The sequence below is a fragment of the Enterobacter sp. SGAir0187 genome (genome assembly GCF_002952735.2).
GTDB lineage: Bacteria > Pseudomonadota > Gammaproteobacteria > Enterobacterales > Enterobacteriaceae > Enterobacter > Enterobacter quasiroggenkampii.
The window spans coordinates 4,550,515-4,565,848 of sequence record NZ_CP025034.2 but is presented as its reverse complement, the minus strand read 5'-3'; the positions used below and the strand labels follow the sequence as shown (position 1 = coordinate 4,565,848).

Sequence of the window (15,334 nt, the reverse complement as noted above, 5' to 3'; positions counted from 1 at the left end):
GATTACCCCGCATCTTTCAGTTCAAAATGGCCGTTTTCCAGATCGACATCGGTACGAAACAGAAACTCCAGCGGGTACGGCACACACCATAAACGCCCTTTGATCTCGATGGAGAGCACGTTGTGCAGATCCAGCGAGGAGGTATCCGACACGCAGCGGACCTGCAGCCCCTGCGGCAAAATGCGTGGTTCAAAATTGATGATGGCCTCGGTGAGCTTGCGCTGAATGTCGTGCCATTCGATGTCCGACATTCTTTTCCCGGCCAGCGGCGCGACGCCGAAGTTAACCACTGAGCGGCTCACGTGCGGTAACGCGCTCAAATCACCGGAGGCATCGTGGTTGATGGTATTAAACAGCCACTGCAGATCGCGCAGCACATTGCGGCGCAGGGCGGCGTGGGTGATCAGATTGCTGTTGGCCGACTCGCGTTTTTTTTCCGGGTCGTTATCGGTAAGGCGATCGAGCAGCGAAGGCTGCATTTTATCGCGCGCCCCCACCTTCTCCTGCTTGCTGCGGGCTTGCCAGCCGCTGCGCAGCAGATCGCCTTCGCCAGCGGGATTACTCATCGGCTCCATCCGTCGCAAACGTCACGAGGCTCAAGGACAGCAGCGGGCTTTCGCTTTGCTCGCTCAGCCAGGCCTTCTGGCCCTGGCCTTCATACAGCGTGCCGTCAGTATTGAGCGGGTGCCAGTCGGTGGTGCGGCCCAGTTTGACCGCATCAGAGGCGTCATTTGCAAACGGGTAACGCGCCGGGATCTGACACACTTGTTCCGTTCCGTCGGTCAGGCGCACCAGCGCGTGACGCCAGACCAGATCGGTCACGCTGGCAGGCGCCTGGAAACGGATCTCCGCGATAGCGTTAAACGGCAGCCAGAAATAACGGCCGTTGACGATGGTTTCGCACACCGGGCCGAGACGGGTATCGCCGTCCATCAGCCAGTCAAAGGCCTGCGTCTCCTCGTTTTCAAGGGTGACACTACCAGGGTTTGCCTGCGCCTGTTCAAGGGCTTCCAGACGCAGCGCCTGCGCGCGCTCGCCCTCCTCGCTCAGCGCCGCGGCAAGGGTGGTCAGCCACGGCCACTGGGTTTCAGGCATCGCCGGACGTGCCTGTCCCGCCATCACCTGCGCGCGCTGCAGCTCGCCCTGAATGGACTGCTCCAGCAGCGTGACGGTGGGCTTCGCCTGCGGCTTCAGCGCCAGCCAGCTTTTTAGCTGGGTCAGGGCACGCGTCCAGTTGCCGCTAAGGGTTAAAAACTGCACGAACGCGGCGCGGAGATCGGCGTCCGCCGGACGGGCTTTGATTTCTGCTTCCAGACGCGCGAGCGCGTCGTTAAGCGACTCACCCGCCAGATGTTGATAGAGCGTATTCATTGCCATTCCTTAATTTGCCGCGCGCCATGCGCCGACGGCCGGATCGCGCAGCTGAGGACGCAGGGTGTCAATCAGCACGATATTCAGCGGGGTGCCGGGTGCCACCCAGGCGCTCCAGGTTTTTTTCACCGCCGCGATACGCGCCTGCAGTTTTGCATCATCGCTGGCGGTTTCACGGGAAATCTCCACCGCGACCGTGCCGTTGCTCTTCCAGCTGTTCAGGGCGTTGTCGTAAGGCAGGATCATCCAGCTCTGGTCGCTGTCTGGCGTGCTGAATACCATGCGCTCTTTGTTGACGGAGGTGATCAGCGCGTTTTCCGGGTCGGCGCTCTGATTCAGCCCGGTGACCGGGAAGCCATGAATGTAGGTCACCGCCATCTCTTTCTGCCCGCCGTTGCGGGACTGCGACACAACGGCGTGTCCGCTCAGCCAGCTGCCGTTCCCGCAGCGGGTGGTGTCAGAATCCGGAATAAAGAGCGCCGGTGCAGAAGCGCCCCCTTCCCAGAAGGTGCGCAGGTGGCAGCCGTCCTGAAGCGTAAACTCCTGCCACGGCGTGCGGTCGGCCGCGACAGTGCGGGAAGCCACGTTCTGGTCTGGCGGCAGTAACGCGCCGCTGGCTGGGGTGGCGGTGATAGTCGCAGCAGGCGCGGCCTGCTCCTGTTTCACCACCAGCGCCCACTCCTGCGCTTTGCCAGCCGTGCCCTGCGCCAGCGTGGTACCCGCCGGATCGTTGAGCGTCCAGCTGAGTTTATTCACTTTGCTGCACTGGTGTTCCAGCAGTGAGCCAAGACGCGGCACAAAGTTCTCCAGCACGGAGACGTCTTTCTTGCCGTTCGCCACAATACGCAGCGCCACCTCAGGCTTACACCAGCTCTGCGGCGTGTTGTCTTTGATGTTGTCGATCCAGATATCCAGCTTCTGCGCAGGAGACTGCACGATGCGGAAATTTTCAGCCTGCGCGGTGGAGGTCGCCGCCAGAAGTGCCAAACCCGATAGCCAAAGTTTCATATCGTTCCTTGTGTGTCTAATCAGTTCCGCAGGGAAGAAATTGTGCTGCGTCAGAGAGGGTGTGCAGCAAAGTGGTGTCCTGAGGGTTGCCCATCCATACCGCCAGGGCAGTATAGTTATCCTGAGCATTCCCCTCCTGTTCGCCATTCTTTTGAATGATTTGGTTCATTAAGGTCAGCCACTCCTGCGGCGTATTCACCATATGCAGCGACTGCTTCATTTGCTCTTCGCTGACGCCGTGCCAGAATCCGTCGGTGCAGAGTAAAAAGGCATCGCCGTCTTCAACCTGCACCACGTCGCTGTAGCTCGCTTCCGGCCCGCCGTTTTCAATCCCGAGCGCCAGATAGAGCAGGTTGCTGTTCAGGTTGTCGGTCTGGTGCCCGGCATCTTTCATCTGCTGCACCAGGCTGTGGTCGGTGGTTACATGCCACAGCCATCCGCGGCGGAACAGGTACAGGCGGCTGTCTCCGGCATGCGCCCAGTAGGCCAGCCCGTAATCACGGTCAATGAACAGGCTGACCAGCGTCGTGCCCATCCGGCGATAGTCCTGTATGGCCTGCTGTTCGCTGAGGATCGTGCGGTTCGCCGTCTGAACGTAGTCGCGGATGTGCTGCGCATTAAGATGTTTGTCGCCATCGAAGCGGGAGATAATGCTGTTGCGGGCCAGCGCTGCGGCCACATCGCCGCCCGGCAGCCCTGCGATGCCGTCGCAGACGACAAAGCAGGCTGAACGTTCCCCTATGGTTTCTCCCGTCTGATCCTGGTTGCTGGCGCGCGTCCCCTGGCGGGAGAGAGAAGCCGTTGCGATATTCATTTGTCTTCCGATCCGCTCTGTGAGTCTTTGTACTGATTGACCTCCATGTCATAGGCATGAAGGAAGGCTTCGCCGAACAGGGTGTGGAAGTCGTCCTCAATCTCGCCCGCCGTCTCGCCATAGCTGCGAACAAAGTAGTCCCACAGGGCGGCTTTGCGGCTGCCCGGCAGCGCCAGACGGGAGGTCATGCCGTTCTGTTTCGCCTGCTCTTCCAGCTGCTCCGGGTTAAAGGACTGTAGCATCGCAGCAATGATGGCGCGGATGCCGGAGATCATACCCAGCTGGTGCGCCTGCAGATCGATCAGCGCATCGCGCACGGATTTGGTCGGTGGCATAAAGCCCGGCATCGGGGTGCCGAACATTTGGATTAACACGGTTTTGCCGGTCGGCAACAGCTTGAACGGGTTGTTGGCATCGTCCAGCACCATGGTCATGTCGGCTTTTACGCCGCGCTTGAGGATAGAGCGCGAGGAGAGCAGCGCCACGGTCCCCTGAGAGAACATACCGAGGATCTGCCCCAGCTGACGCATATTTTCACGGTCAAACTGAGGAACGGGCTGCATTTCACTGAGCCCCATCCCCTCCAGCAGCGCTTCCAGCAACTCGCCCTGCAGCACTTCGCCCTTCTCACCGCTGTTTGCCGTGGCGGCTGGCGAGGCGGCGTTATTGACCGGGTCGATGCGCAGTCGGCCCTTCGGGGCCTGCGCGCTGCTGCGCGCAACGGCCTGTGGCGTTGGCATGGTGAAGCCAGCGTAATCCGGTCGCGCGGGTTCCTCTTCAGCACGCGGTTCTTCCTGTGGCTCAGGGGCGAACAGCGGAGAATCGGCCAGGACGTCCTCTTCCTGCTCAGGTTCCGGCACGGGGGCAGGCTTCTCGCTGATAATGTCATCCGGATGGGTTAACGGCGCGCCGCCCATCAGCCCGAGCGGGTCGTCATTACGCGCGGCTGGCGCGCTGGCCTTACCGCCAAACAGGGCCAGCGGATCGAGCTCATCCGTCGCCTCGTCTTCTGGCTTAGCGGGGCTATTTTCGCCCGGCGGCACCAGCGTTGACGGGGTGACGTCGTCAAAAATACTCTCTTTCTTGAACAACGCTTCGTCGCTGAACAGCGTTTCCGGGTCAACGTTCTTACGCTCAAGCTTTGGATCGCTGTCGTTGAACATCGCCAGCGGATCTTCAGCGTTACGCTCCGGGGCCGCTGGCTGGGAGAATGGATCGTGCGATGCAGCTGGCTGCGGTTTTGTACGGTTGCTGGAGATGCTGTCGGAGATGGAGAACTCCTGCATCAGGCTATCCCAGATTTCCGTTGGCACGGCGGTCGGCTCGGCCTTCCCGCGCGGTGCGGCACTCGCCGGCTTCGGTTGCGGAGCGGGTGCGGACGCGGCTGCCGGACGCGCCTGCTGATGCATGCTGGCCGCCATACGGCTTACGGGCTGGGTATCGTGGATCAGTTCGGTCACTTCAATACGGTAGTCATCAATACCGAGAATGTCGCCATCCTGCAGCTCAACCTGACGTCCCCGCTCCAGCGGAATGTCATTTAATACCACGCGGGTAACGCTGCCGCGGTTGGTCACGCGGCATTCGCCCTGGGCGTCAACGTGAACAATGGCCTGCAGACGAGAGATGGTGCGGTCATTATCCGGCAACACCAGATTGTTATCCGTACCGCGCCCAATGGTGCCGCCCGGGGCGTAAAAATCACAGCTGCTTTGCGGCGGCTGATGACCGGGTTTTGTAGAAATAATCGTGAATCGCATGGCGTATTCCTGCTGGTATGATTAGCGCTCAAACGCTGCCGCTCTCGGAGCGAGAACGGCGGCGTTTGAGAAATTGAATATCAAAAACTATTTAATGAAGATGATAAAATATAATCCAACAATGAGCCATAGAGTGAATATTAACGCCTGTAACTTATAACGGCGATGTAACTTTAGTATCCAACCAATTCTTTCTTCAGGTAACGACTGTACATATTTGTAAGCATCTTCCTGAACAAGCCTTTCACGCGTAAATTTCATTTTAACGCCTTTATAAAGGCGAACAAACCAGATTATTTTTTGATAATTGGCCAGCGAACCAAAAAAAGAAGCATAGTCGGTTACAAGATCCAGATCATATCCCTTGCGCCGATAGTCTGAAAGTAACTGATTATAATCAGCCTCGTGCTTTTTGAAATAACGAGAACTGAACAAATCCATAATTACAACAACCAGCAATAAAACCACGATAAGAAATAATGATAAATTCTCTGTATTCACCATATTTTATCCATCATATACTCAGTCGCTCCGCCCGCTATCTCGCCACCAACGTATCCTCCTGCAGCAGCCCCGACAATGGAGCAGGCGAGCAGTCCTACACCCCCCGTCGCAACACCAAGCGCAACGCATACACCAGCACCTGCCATTGCTCCGTATTTACCACCGTAAATACCCCCTGCCAGGCTTGCACCAAAGCTGCTGTATTTTTTCACAGCGACTTTAGAGCAACTCTGCTCTCGTCCTACGGTGCAGGCATTGTAAACTTCATTAGTGGTATTTGCACCTGCAAAACCTATTGCAAGCCACCCTCCCGCTTTAAGAAAACGAGCGGCCTTAGAGGCATTATCGATATAAGTTGAATAACCACGAATAGAAGCGACTCCGGCTGTACTCCATTCATGTACAATGGATCTGCTTGACAACCCTAATGCATGTTTCAATTCGTCATAGGGTTTCATCTTCAACGTCAACCTGGACAATTTATTTAATAATCCATCTAACTCAGAAAAGAGGCGCTGACGCTCAACAAAAAATTGCTGGCTTATTAATGTTCCTTGTGTCCTGTACTGATTCTGGTAAGCCAGTTCAATGGATTTAAGTTTTCTTTCTATGTCGCTGAAATATTTTTCGCCTGCATCAGCAACGACACCAAGGGACTTATCCATAAAATTAGTAACTGCGGCTATTGTGCTAAAATGTTGATTAAAGAAATTCGCCTCTCCAGAGTTAAGATCGGCCAGAGCACCATTAACTTTCTTTTTTGCAATTTGTAATTGCTTAAGTTGCACAGAATTATTACTTCCCGGTGCATCAAGAATCAACATCTGTCCAGGTTTTGACCACTGAGCATCGCTATTAACTTGCATGAAATAACGAGCAGCATCGCTATTTGGATTGTTGAATAAAAGTCTTGCCTGGAAATCCAAGGTTCCGGGCTGCTGAACAATACAGTATCCCGGATTAATTAATGATTGACTAGCCATATTCATTCCCTTTGCTTTTCACAAATAAGCACTCACATTCAAGTAAAATGGAGTTGAACTAGTATCCAAACGTTGACACTTTCTTAAAATCGGCAACGTTTGAAAACTCACCTATTCTGTTTTAGCTAGCGATAACTCGCCTTTAGCATTTACACTGATAATAAATCGAGCCGCATATCGAAGATCCGTATTATGAGTTCTCGACTTTAATACCACATCATACTCTCCTGACTGCCAGTCCACTTTATCCCAGAGCAGACACTCTTCAGATTTTAAAATGTGGCTGGGAGGAAATGCCCCTGGAGAGAAAATTGTTTCCCATTCGTTACCTACACGTCGGGATATAGAAGGCTCGTAAACTAACACAGGCTCACTGATCCTAGTGCTATTCGAAACTCCAAAACAGGGTGCATTTTTTTCCACCTTAACAGTTAAACTCTGAAACTGAGCAGGGTGGGATATGCAGGCGCTACATGATAATACAATGGGTATAACCGTTAACGCTCTTTCCATCGCAAATACACGCCGAATAGTGAACCAATCATAAAGACCGGGGAAAACTCCCCGGCCACATACGCAATTACGCTTCTTTGTTTTCTTTGATGTTCCAGCCAGCGCTGCTTTCAGCGCCTTTACCACCAGACGTGGTCTGCTCCCAGTACTGCTGTTTCACTTTCGCAGCCTGGAATGCATAGGTCACACCAACGGTATCGCCGTTGTCAGCACCGGTGTACTGAACAGAAGTGACCAGCACATCTTCCAGCGTGATGCGGGAGTATTCCACCTGCTGGCCGCCGGCTTTACAGACGGACAGCTCAACTTTAGTCAGGTGTTTACCGCTGGCGCAGTGTTTCAGGATAGCGGTGGTGGATTTGTCGATAAGCGCGTTAACGTGCAGGTCGTTGAAGTTAACTTTACCGGCACCGCCGCCACCGCCAACGCTCATATTACCTGGCTGGGAAGCACCCCAGGAGAAGGAGGTAATATCAGTCCAGCCGGTGTGGTTAGAATCTTTAGATTCGCCCGTAACACCCTCGACCTTCAGAAACATATCAATAGCCATAATATCTACTCTTCGTGGATGAACAATATTGCTTTCGAAAAAGCACTTATATGGCAAACAGGAAAGCATGGGGCTGAATAAAACCGTCCATATTTTACCTCTGCCTCATATCAAATGACCCGTGTCATTTGACAGTCTTACATTCCTTCGAAATAACGGAAGGAATGTGAAGTCATTATTACCGTGCGTTATTCTGGAACCGAATAAGCCCGGCATTACCGGGGATTAATTTTTGAATTCTTACGGACAGTGATGTTTGAGGAAAATTGAATAACCACCGCAGCGGTATTTTCCCCCTCACCCCCGCCCTCTCCCTCAAGGGAGAGGGCGCATCCGTGTCTTCATCACGCGTCTTTCGTCTTCAGCGACGGCAGTTTAGATACCAGACGCAGGGAAACGGTCAGACCTTCCAGCTGGTAGTGAGGACGCAGGAAGAACTTCGCAGCGTAGTAGCCCGGGTTGTCTTCAATCTCCTGCACCTGCACTTCTGCAGCCGCCAGCGGTTTACGGGACTTGGTCTCCTGGGAGGAGTTAGCCGGGTCACCGTCGACGTAGTTCATGACCCAGTCGTTCAGCCAGCGTTCCATCTCTTCGCGTTCGCGGAAGGAGCCGATTTTGTCGCGCACGATGCACTTCAGGTAGTGGGCAAAACGGCAGCAGGCGAACAGGTACGGCAGGCGTGATGCCAGGCGCGCGTTGGCGGTGGCATCCGGGTCGTGGTACTCGGCCGGTTTTTGCAGGGACTGTGCGCCGATAAAGGCGGCAAAGTCGGAGTTTTTACGGTGAACCAGCGGCATAAAGCCGTTTTTCGCCAGCTCGGCTTCACGACGATCGCTGATGGCAATCTCGGTCGGGCATTTCATGTCCACGCCGCCGTCATCGCTCGGGAAGGTGTGACATGGCAGGTTTTCCACCGCCCCGCCGGACTCCACGCCGCGAATCGAGGTGCACCAGCCGTACTCTTTGAAGGAGCGGTTGATGTTGGCGGCCATCGCGTACGCGGCGTTCGCCCAGGAGTAGCTGTTGTGGTTCGCGCCGTCGGTCTGCTCTTCAAAGTCAAAGCTGTCCACCGGGTTGGTGCGAATACCGTACGGCAGGCGCGACAGGAAGCGCGGCATCACCAGGCCCAGATAGCGGGCATCTTCGGATTCACGCAGCGAACGCCAGGCGGCGTATTCGGTGTTCTGGAAGATCTTGGTCAGATCGCGCGGGTTAGCCAGCTCCTGCCAGGACTCCATCTGCATCACGCCCGGTGCGGTACCGGTAATGAACGGACAGTGCGCCGCAGAACCGATGCGCGCCATTTCCCCCAGCAGCTCAACATCCTGCGGGCTGTGGTCGAAGTAGTAGTCGCCGACGATGCAGCCAAACGGCTCGCCGCCGAACTGACCGTACTCCTGCTCGTAAATTTTCTTGAAGATCGGGCTCTGGTCCCAGCCCACGCCCTTGTAGCGCTTCAGGGTACGGCCCAGCTCCTGCTTGGAGATGCTCATAAAGCGGATCTTCAGCATCTCGTCCGTTTCAGTGTTGTTCACCAGGTAGCTCAGACCGCGCCAGGCGCTCTCCAGCTTCTGAAATTCTTCGTGGTGAATGATCTGGTTCACCTGCTGCGACAGCTGCTCGTCAATACCGGCAATCAGGTTCTGAATAGTGCGGTAGGTATCGTTCGAGAAGGTGACGGTATTTTCCAGCGCCTGCTGTGCCAGGGTTTTGACCGCGCTTTCGACGGCGGAACGCGCCTGGTCGGTTTTCGGGCGGAACTCTTTGTTCAGCAGCGCGCTGAATTCATCCTGGCTGAACGCCTGACCCGCCTGCTGCTCGTGTTGTTGAGTCTGGTTGCTCATCGATTATTCCTCGCTACCTTTCGCATTTTCGTCATTTTTCGGCAACTGGCTCAGGGATTTGAGCAGCGTCGGATCCTGCAGAATTTTTGCGATCAGCTCTTCCGCACCGTTTTTGCCGTCCATATAGGTCAGCAGGTTGGAGAGCTGGGTGCGCGCCTCCAGCAGCTTGTTCAGCGGCTCGACCTTGCGGGCCACCGCATCCGGCAGGAAGTCGTCCATGCTGTCGAAGGTCAGATCCACGTTGAGCTTACCTTCGCCGGTCAGGGTGTTATCCACCTGGAACGCCACGCGCGGCTTCAGCGCCTTCATGCGTTCGTCAAAGTTGTCGATGTCAATTTCGAGGAATTTACGCTCGTCGACGGCCGGCAGGTTTTCCACCGGTTTGCCGACCAAATCGGCCATAACGCCCATCACAAACGGCAGCTGAATTTTACGTTCTGCACCGTAGATCTCTACGTCATACTCGATCTGCACGCGGGGGGCACGGTTACGTGCGATGAATTTCTGCCCACTGTTACTCATTGCCATGATGTTCTCCATCAAAGATGCGCGGTGAAGGTGAAACGGCAGGCTCCATGCCTGACGTCATAATGCCTGGACGCGCTATTCGCGGCGCCCAAAGATGTTTTCCAGTTGGTTAACGCCGTCTGGCGCCAGGTCGCGAATAATGTCCATAAAGTTAAGTTCTGACAGCCGCTGCACCCGTTCAATCATCAGCGGCGCAGGGTGGCTCGGTTCGTACTGCGCAAAATACTGCTTCGCTTTTTCCAGCATCAGCTGGGCGTCGGCGCGGCTGGTGACCTGCACGCTGCGCCAGTCGGTCACCGGCTGAACGGGTTGCGCTGCCGCAGGCTGCGGCTCGGCGTGCTGTTCAGCCTGCGCCTCCCGGTTCGGCAGCAGCTTGCTGATGTCGGTCACCTGACAGGCGCTGGCGACCAGCCCCACGGTTTTCAGCAGCTGCTCCATCTCGGGCACGCCGCTTTCACCGAGATGCCCGGTGAGCAGCTCGCGAATCGCCAGCAGCCGTTCGTTGATGACGATAACCGCTGCGGTCCCCGGCTGGTCGCCGCGGGCCAGTTCGTCAATCAGCCGTGGACGGCCGCCGGGATAGTCGGGACACTCCGTCTTACTGCCGTCCAGTAGGGCCTGGGCATCCCGCAGCGAAATTTCATCGCCGTTTGAACGCAGCAGCGAGGCGTTACGCACGGCGACGGTGAGGTCAGATTTATCGCTCAGCCCTGCCAGGGCGTTAATGCGGTAGAACGGATCGGTTTCGCCATACTCTTCCAGCAGCGGATAGAGCGGCTCCCAGTAGCGGGCGATCGCCTCCTGCACCAGCAGCAATCCGTCCGCGTAGCCTGCCAGCCCGCGACGGCGGGTCCAGGCATGGGTTAACGCCAGCAGGACGCGAAGATCTTTGGTGCGGGTCAGCAGGCTGGTGGCGTATTTTTCGACCGTGTTCCAGTCAGCAGGCTCCGCCGGAATAATGGTGTCACCAAACTGCTGTTCCGCTTTCCCAAGGCTTGCCTGGTTCATTGCCTGGAAGTCGGCGTCGTATTCCAGGTTTTCGCCGCAGGGTTTGTCGGCGCTAATCGGCGCGAGAAATTCTTCGATATTCATGTGATCCCTGCTTATTCAAACATAGGCGGATAGAGACCGTGACGGCCCGGACGGGCCCCCCCTGCTGGATCGAACAGCAGGGTGAAAAGCTGCCCGGTGAAGTTACCGCTGTGAACGTGGGTGTACAGCGGGTAACCGTCGCAGCGGTTGGTCCACCAGTAGCTGGTCTGACGCAGAGGATCAAAGCACTCTGCCGCCTGCGGCCAGCCCAGCGTGCTCTGACCGTCCTCGTCATAGCCAATCACATCCAGGATGTCAGAGCGCTTCTGCGGCTCGACCGGCTGCGGCGCCGGAATGGTCATCAGCATCTCATCCAGCTGCGAGGCGGAAAAACTGTTGCGCACCGCGTGCAGCCCCAGGCGCCCAATCTGCTGATACCAGCTTTCGGCCTGGCTGAGCAGGCTGGTCGACCATTCTGACGGCGCGAAGCTCAGCTGAAGGCAAACCGGGTATTGTCGGCCAACGCTGTCGCGGCCGGGCAGCAGACAGCCCATCTGGATCATCTGGCTGCCCAGCATGGGCGGTACCACAAAATTCCAGACTGGCGCTTTCTGAAACGGGCGCTCGCCACTGCGCTGCTCTTCCTGCTGCCAGGCCAGCAGACCGACCTGGAACCAGTGCGACCACTGGCGCTGTAAGGTGTCAGGAAAGCGACGCTGCAAAAAATCTCCGGCGCTGGGTAACTTGCCATACCAGCTGTAGCGGTTCATCGCAGGGGTATTCGTCATACGGCTGTCCTTGCGGTTATGGGCATGAGAAACGGGGAAGCTGGAACGGGTTACGAATGCTGTTCGGCGCAAACTCCAGCGTGACCTGATGTCCGTCGACGTTGAAGGTGGCCTGACGGCTCAGGCTACCCGTACCCGGGCTGGTGCTCGCTTTATCGAAAAAGCGGTTCAGCGCCCAGGCGCCGTTGGTGACCAGCGTCGCCGTACTGCCGTTCGCCAGCCCCAGCTGCATGCGTACCTGGTTGGTGCCGCCCGGCCCCGGCCAGTTCATGATCTGCACGGCCTGTGGGCCGTGGCTGTAGCGCAGCAGCTGGCCGTCAACGTCCAGGGTCAGGTTCAGAATGGTGTTATCCATTCGCACGGTGCGAACCGTCACCTTGAAAGACGGCGTGGTTGCGCCGTTAGCAAAGAAGGCGTCGCGAATCGACTGGGCCTGCTGGAACGGTCTCAGCAGCCCTTCACTTCCCGGCAGCGTTTTCCCGTCAATGCCCGGCATAAAGCGCCAGTTGGCCTGCGTGGTATCCACCTTGTTGGTCAGATTGTCGCGGAAGAAGGCGTCCATCAGCCCGGTTCCCGGCGCAAACATGCGCGCGAGATCGTCCGGCGTCACCTCGGTGCTGGCGCTGCGCACCAGCGGGTAGCGACCGGCTATTGCCTGGCGGCAAAATCCGCCCACTTCGACGTTAATTCGCTTACGTACGTTTTCCAGGTCACGGCGCTGGGTGTCGCTGCTGGCGCCTACCGCCATGTTGCTGAACATGGTTTGCAGCCCGCCTGGCAGACGACCGGCGCTGGCCTGCAGACGGCTGATCGCCTCCCCGCCCGGCGCAGGCATGCCGCTGTTGGCCGCATCCTGAACGGCGGTCAGGTAGCGATAGAGTTCATCCACCTGCTTGAGAAAATCATCAAACACGATGGTCTTCCCGCCCTTCTCCAGCGGCTGCGCCAGCTCAATCATCGGCGCATAGTGGTCGGTCACCAGCTGTTCCGGTGCCTGCGTGACCACCGCGGCCTGCGTCGGTGCAGCGTCGTTGTTGCTGAACAGGGCTTCCAGCGTACGGGTGGCGCGGTTGCTTTGATCCTGCGCTTTACCCGCATCTTCCGGCGCTGGCGCATTGCGTGATAGCGTCAGGACCTGGCTCAGGTTCTGCACCAGACGGCGCAGCGGCGAGTTGGCGCCGGAGAGCAGGCGCGCGGTGTTGATGCGCTGGGAAAGGTCGGCGCTGTTATTGAGCTGGATGTCGGCGAGGAAGCGATCCCAGTTGGCGATAAAGTCGCGCATATAGAGCTGGCGCACGGCGTTATCGATCTGCTGTTTATCTTCCTGCGCCGTGGCGGCCCCCAGCACCCAGGCGTCGTCCTCGTGCAGCGCCGTAGTGACGCTGTCAATCTGGCCGTTAAAGCTTTTCCAGTAGCCGTCCGGCGTATAGAGACCCGGTACGCCCTCGCTCACCGGCTTGCCGCTTTTGCGCGAAAACACCAGCTCGCTCTGCGGTCCGCCGAGGTCGGAAAGGGAAACCGGCTTCAGGTTGTCATCATGTTCCAGCAGGCGCTTGAGGCGGCCATAGACGCGCGTGGAAAGCGGCTGCTGGTTGATCATCGCTCTTTCGCGCGCGACCAGGGATTCATCCTGCGCGTACGGCGAGGCCTGAATTTTCGGTTCCAGCAGCTGCGTCAGATGCCATTCAAGCTGCTGCAGCTGCGCCTTCGTGACGTTCTGCGGCAGGTTACGCTGCAGGTTGAGCATTACCCATGAATGCAGGAATTTGCCATCATAGTGTTTCGGCTGATACAGCATCTGATAGGCTTTCAGCGCTTCATAGCTGTATTCCACATCGCTGCCGTTGTCGTTGCGCAGCCAGGTGGTGATGTGCATGGCGACGGCAGGCAGCAGCATCTGATCCAGCGCCTTCTGGTACAGGGACTGGGAGGCGTCGCTGACGTCATCCCCGCGATAAAGCCCCATGCGGCGGGAGATCGGCGGATCGTTCACATCAAAGGCGTCGCTTTTCGGCAGATCCACCAGGCTATTCAGCAGCGGCAGCAGTTCGAACAGGTCACGCTGAGTCTGGTTCTGTAGGGCTTTGCCCTGCTGGTCGAGCAGCGGAACCTTCGCATCCACCTCTTCCAGGTAGGCCTTGTTTTTGGCATAGCTGGTGAGCCACAGCCCGCCCAGGATCGCGAGCAGAGCCAACAGCGCCGCATAGCCTGACCAGATCACCGCCCGGTTGCGCAGCTCCCACCAGCGGTTTTCCCCTGCGATCCCGGCTTCCTGGAAGATGACGTTTTGCAACAGGTTCTTGATGAAGAAACTCTGGCCTTTTGCGCCCGGGATTGGCGCTTCTTTGCTGACCGAATCCCAGTTATCGCTCTCTGCCCCTTCCGGCAGCGACAGGGCGCGGTTCAGTTCGCCCATCACGCGGTCGAACGGCATGCCTTCCTGCGTCCCGCTGGCGAAATAGATCCCGCGCGGGGAGAATTCGGTTTCGAAGTTGGAGCGGGCGAAGACCGTGCTCAGGTAATCCGCCAGCAGCGGACGCAGCGCGGCGAACTCCTGCGGGAAGAGATACGCTTCGGCGCGGGTTTTCGCGTCATGCTCTTTGAGCATGGTTTCCGGCAGCCCGGCGTCGAGGCGCTGCTGCAGCAGCGAAAACTCCTGCTGGAAGTTGCCCATCAGGTCGTAATCGGCGTGTTTGGTTTGTTCCCACGGCAGCGTAAAGCCCCAGATCTGGTCGCGCTGCGCTTTGTCGTAGTCGGCAAACCAGGCGCGGAAGCCTTTAAGCAGGTCGGCCTTGGTCACCATCACGTAGACCGGGAAGCGAATCCCCAGTTGTTCATGCAGCTCGGACAGACGCTGACGCAGGTTTACCGCCTGCTGGCGGGACGCCTCGGCTGACTGGGTGAGCAGGTCAGAAATGCTGATGGTAACGATCACGCCGTTGATCGGCTGGCGGCGGCGATACTTACGCAGTAACCCCATAAACTGCAGCCATTCCCCGGCGTCCTGCACCTGCTCGCTCTCCTGGGTGGTATAGCGACCCGCGGTGTCCAGCAGCACGGCCTCGTTTGTGAACCACCAGTCGCAGTTACGCGTGCCGCCAATACCCCGCAGGGCGGTCTTACCGAAACGGTCGGCCAGCGGGAACTGCAGCCCGGAGTTGACCAGCGCCGTGGTTTTACCGGATCCCGGCGCGCCGATAATGACGTACCACGGCAGCTGATAGAGGTACTGCGTGCTGAAGCGCTGCGTCCACTGGGCGCCCTGTCCCGCCTTGCTGAAGTGCGCTTTTTTCAGCATCTGCGCGGCTTCATCAAAACGGCTGGCGAGGATCTGCTCCTCGCTGTTCAGTCGCTTCTGCGGATCCGCCGCTTCCGGGCTGGCGGTATTCTCTTTGAGCTTGTCCATCAGCTTGCGGTTCAGCCAGGCGTTGTACAGGCGCGGCAGAATATGGCCCTGCGCCCAGAGCAGGTAGACCACGGCGATGCTGATGATGCGGTTCTGTTCCGATTCAAGCGGTCGGGTGTCCACGATGGACAGCAGCGGGCCAATCATCCAGATCACCGCCGCCAGCGCCGTGACGCCGAGGAAGCTCCACAGAATGCGGTTAGTCAGTATGGAAAGAAGAGTCGTCAGCATTC

General features: G+C 57.5%; 13 protein-coding genes. All 13 read right to left on the bottom strand.

The window, feature by feature from the left end:
• Window positions 1-2: 2 nt before the first annotated feature.
• The 13 genes from tssE to tssM all read right to left on the bottom strand — a co-directional run bounded on the left by tssE (window position 3) and on the right by tssM (window position 15,332).
• A complete protein-coding gene (tssE, locus tag CWR52_RS21815) occupies window positions 3-566 on the bottom strand; it encodes a type VI secretion system baseplate subunit TssE (RefSeq protein ID WP_024909842.1) in 564 nt (187 codons plus the stop codon).
• Window positions 559-1,371, bottom strand: a complete 813-nt coding sequence (locus tag CWR52_RS21810) for a type VI secretion system accessory protein TagJ (RefSeq protein ID WP_104950743.1) — start codon at window positions 1,369-1,371, stop codon at window positions 559-561. Before CWR52_RS21810 ends, tssE begins: the two co-directional genes overlap by 8 nt.
• Window positions 1,372-1,380: 9 nt before the next feature.
• The gene (locus tag CWR52_RS21805; RefSeq protein ID WP_104950742.1) at window positions 1,381-2,379 is read right to left on the bottom strand and encodes a hypothetical protein; all 999 of its coding nucleotides are present in this window, start codon (window positions 2,377-2,379) and stop codon (window positions 1,381-1,383) included.
• A gap of 16 nt (window positions 2,380-2,395) precedes the next feature.
• A complete protein-coding gene (locus CWR52_RS21800; protein WP_104950741.1) occupies window positions 2,396-3,193 on the bottom strand; it encodes a PP2C family protein-serine/threonine phosphatase in 798 nt (265 codons plus the stop codon).
• Window positions 3,190-4,953 (bottom strand): type VI secretion system-associated FHA domain protein TagH, encoded by a 1,764-nt coding sequence (tagH, locus tag CWR52_RS21795; protein ID WP_104950740.1) that lies wholly within the window; start codon window positions 4,951-4,953, stop codon window positions 3,190-3,192. The genes CWR52_RS21800 and tagH overlap by 4 nt, the downstream gene beginning before the upstream one ends.
• A gap of 87 nt (window positions 4,954-5,040) precedes the next feature.
• A complete protein-coding gene (locus CWR52_RS21790) occupies window positions 5,041-5,457 on the bottom strand; it encodes a hypothetical protein (protein WP_104950739.1) in 417 nt (138 codons plus the stop codon).
• On the bottom strand, window positions 5,451-6,440 hold the full coding sequence (locus CWR52_RS21785; protein ID WP_104950738.1) for a hypothetical protein: 990 nt from the start codon (window positions 6,438-6,440) through the stop codon (window positions 5,451-5,453). Before CWR52_RS21785 ends, CWR52_RS21790 begins: the two co-directional genes overlap by 7 nt.
• Before the next feature lie 580 nt (window positions 6,441-7,020).
• Entirely contained in the window at window positions 7,021-7,503 is a 483-nt protein-coding gene (locus tag CWR52_RS21780) for an Hcp family type VI secretion system effector (RefSeq protein WP_008502640.1), read from the bottom strand.
• A gap of 344 nt (window positions 7,504-7,847) precedes the next feature.
• Window positions 7,848-9,347 (bottom strand): type VI secretion system contractile sheath large subunit, encoded by a 1,500-nt coding sequence (gene tssC, locus CWR52_RS21775; protein WP_021240385.1) that lies wholly within the window; start codon window positions 9,345-9,347, stop codon window positions 7,848-7,850.
• Window positions 9,348-9,350: 3 nt separating this feature from the next.
• A complete protein-coding gene (gene tssB / locus CWR52_RS21770) occupies window positions 9,351-9,875 on the bottom strand; it encodes a type VI secretion system contractile sheath small subunit (protein WP_104950960.1) in 525 nt (174 codons plus the stop codon).
• A gap of 75 nt (window positions 9,876-9,950) precedes the next feature.
• The gene (gene tssA / locus CWR52_RS21765) at window positions 9,951-10,967 is read right to left on the bottom strand and encodes a type VI secretion system protein TssA (protein ID WP_104950737.1); all 1,017 of its coding nucleotides are present in this window, start codon (window positions 10,965-10,967) and stop codon (window positions 9,951-9,953) included.
• Window positions 10,968-10,978: 11 nt separating this feature from the next.
• Entirely contained in the window at window positions 10,979-11,695 is a 717-nt protein-coding gene (gene tagF, locus CWR52_RS21760; protein WP_045908265.1) for a type VI secretion system-associated protein TagF, read from the bottom strand.
• Window positions 11,696-11,711: 16 nt separating this feature from the next.
• The gene (tssM, locus tag CWR52_RS21755; RefSeq protein WP_104950736.1) at window positions 11,712-15,332 is read right to left on the bottom strand and encodes a type VI secretion system membrane subunit TssM; all 3,621 of its coding nucleotides are present in this window, start codon (window positions 15,330-15,332) and stop codon (window positions 11,712-11,714) included.
• Window positions 15,333-15,334 lie beyond the last annotated feature (2 nt).

Bases quoted from the DNA above. Each gene is read 5' to 3' on its own strand.
- tssE (WP_024909842.1), bottom strand. From the start codon at position 566: ATGAGTAATCCCGCTGGCGAAGGCGATCTGCTGCGCAGCGGCTGGCAA.
- CWR52_RS21810 (WP_104950743.1), bottom strand. From the start codon at position 1,371: ATGAATACGCTCTATCAACATCTGGCGGGTGAGTCGCTTAACGACGCG.
- CWR52_RS21805 (WP_104950742.1), bottom strand. From the start codon at position 2,379: ATGAAACTTTGGCTATCGGGTTTGGCACTTCTGGCGGCGACCTCCACC.
- CWR52_RS21800 (WP_104950741.1), bottom strand. From the start codon at position 3,193: ATGAATATCGCAACGGCTTCTCTCTCCCGCCAGGGGACGCGCGCCAGC.
- tagH (WP_104950740.1), bottom strand. From the start codon at position 4,953: ATGCGATTCACGATTATTTCTACAAAACCCGGTCATCAGCCGCCGCAA.
- CWR52_RS21790 (WP_104950739.1), bottom strand. From the start codon at position 5,457: ATGGTGAATACAGAGAATTTATCATTATTTCTTATCGTGGTTTTATTG.
- CWR52_RS21785 (WP_104950738.1), bottom strand. From the start codon at position 6,440: ATGGCTAGTCAATCATTAATTAATCCGGGATACTGTATTGTTCAGCAG.
- CWR52_RS21780 (WP_008502640.1), bottom strand. From the start codon at position 7,503: ATGGCTATTGATATGTTTCTGAAGGTCGAGGGTGTTACGGGCGAATCT.
- tssC (WP_021240385.1), bottom strand. From the start codon at position 9,347: ATGAGCAACCAGACTCAACAACACGAGCAGCAGGCGGGTCAGGCGTTC.
- tssB (WP_104950960.1), bottom strand. From the start codon at position 9,875: ATGGCAATGAGTAACAGTGGGCAGAAATTCATCGCACGTAACCGTGCC.
- tssA (WP_104950737.1), bottom strand. From the start codon at position 10,967: ATGAATATCGAAGAATTTCTCGCGCCGATTAGCGCCGACAAACCCTGC.
- tagF (WP_045908265.1), bottom strand. From the start codon at position 11,695: ATGACGAATACCCCTGCGATGAACCGCTACAGCTGGTATGGCAAGTTA.
- tssM (WP_104950736.1), bottom strand. From the start codon at position 15,332: ATGCTGACGACTCTTCTTTCCATACTGACTAACCGCATTCTGTGGAGC.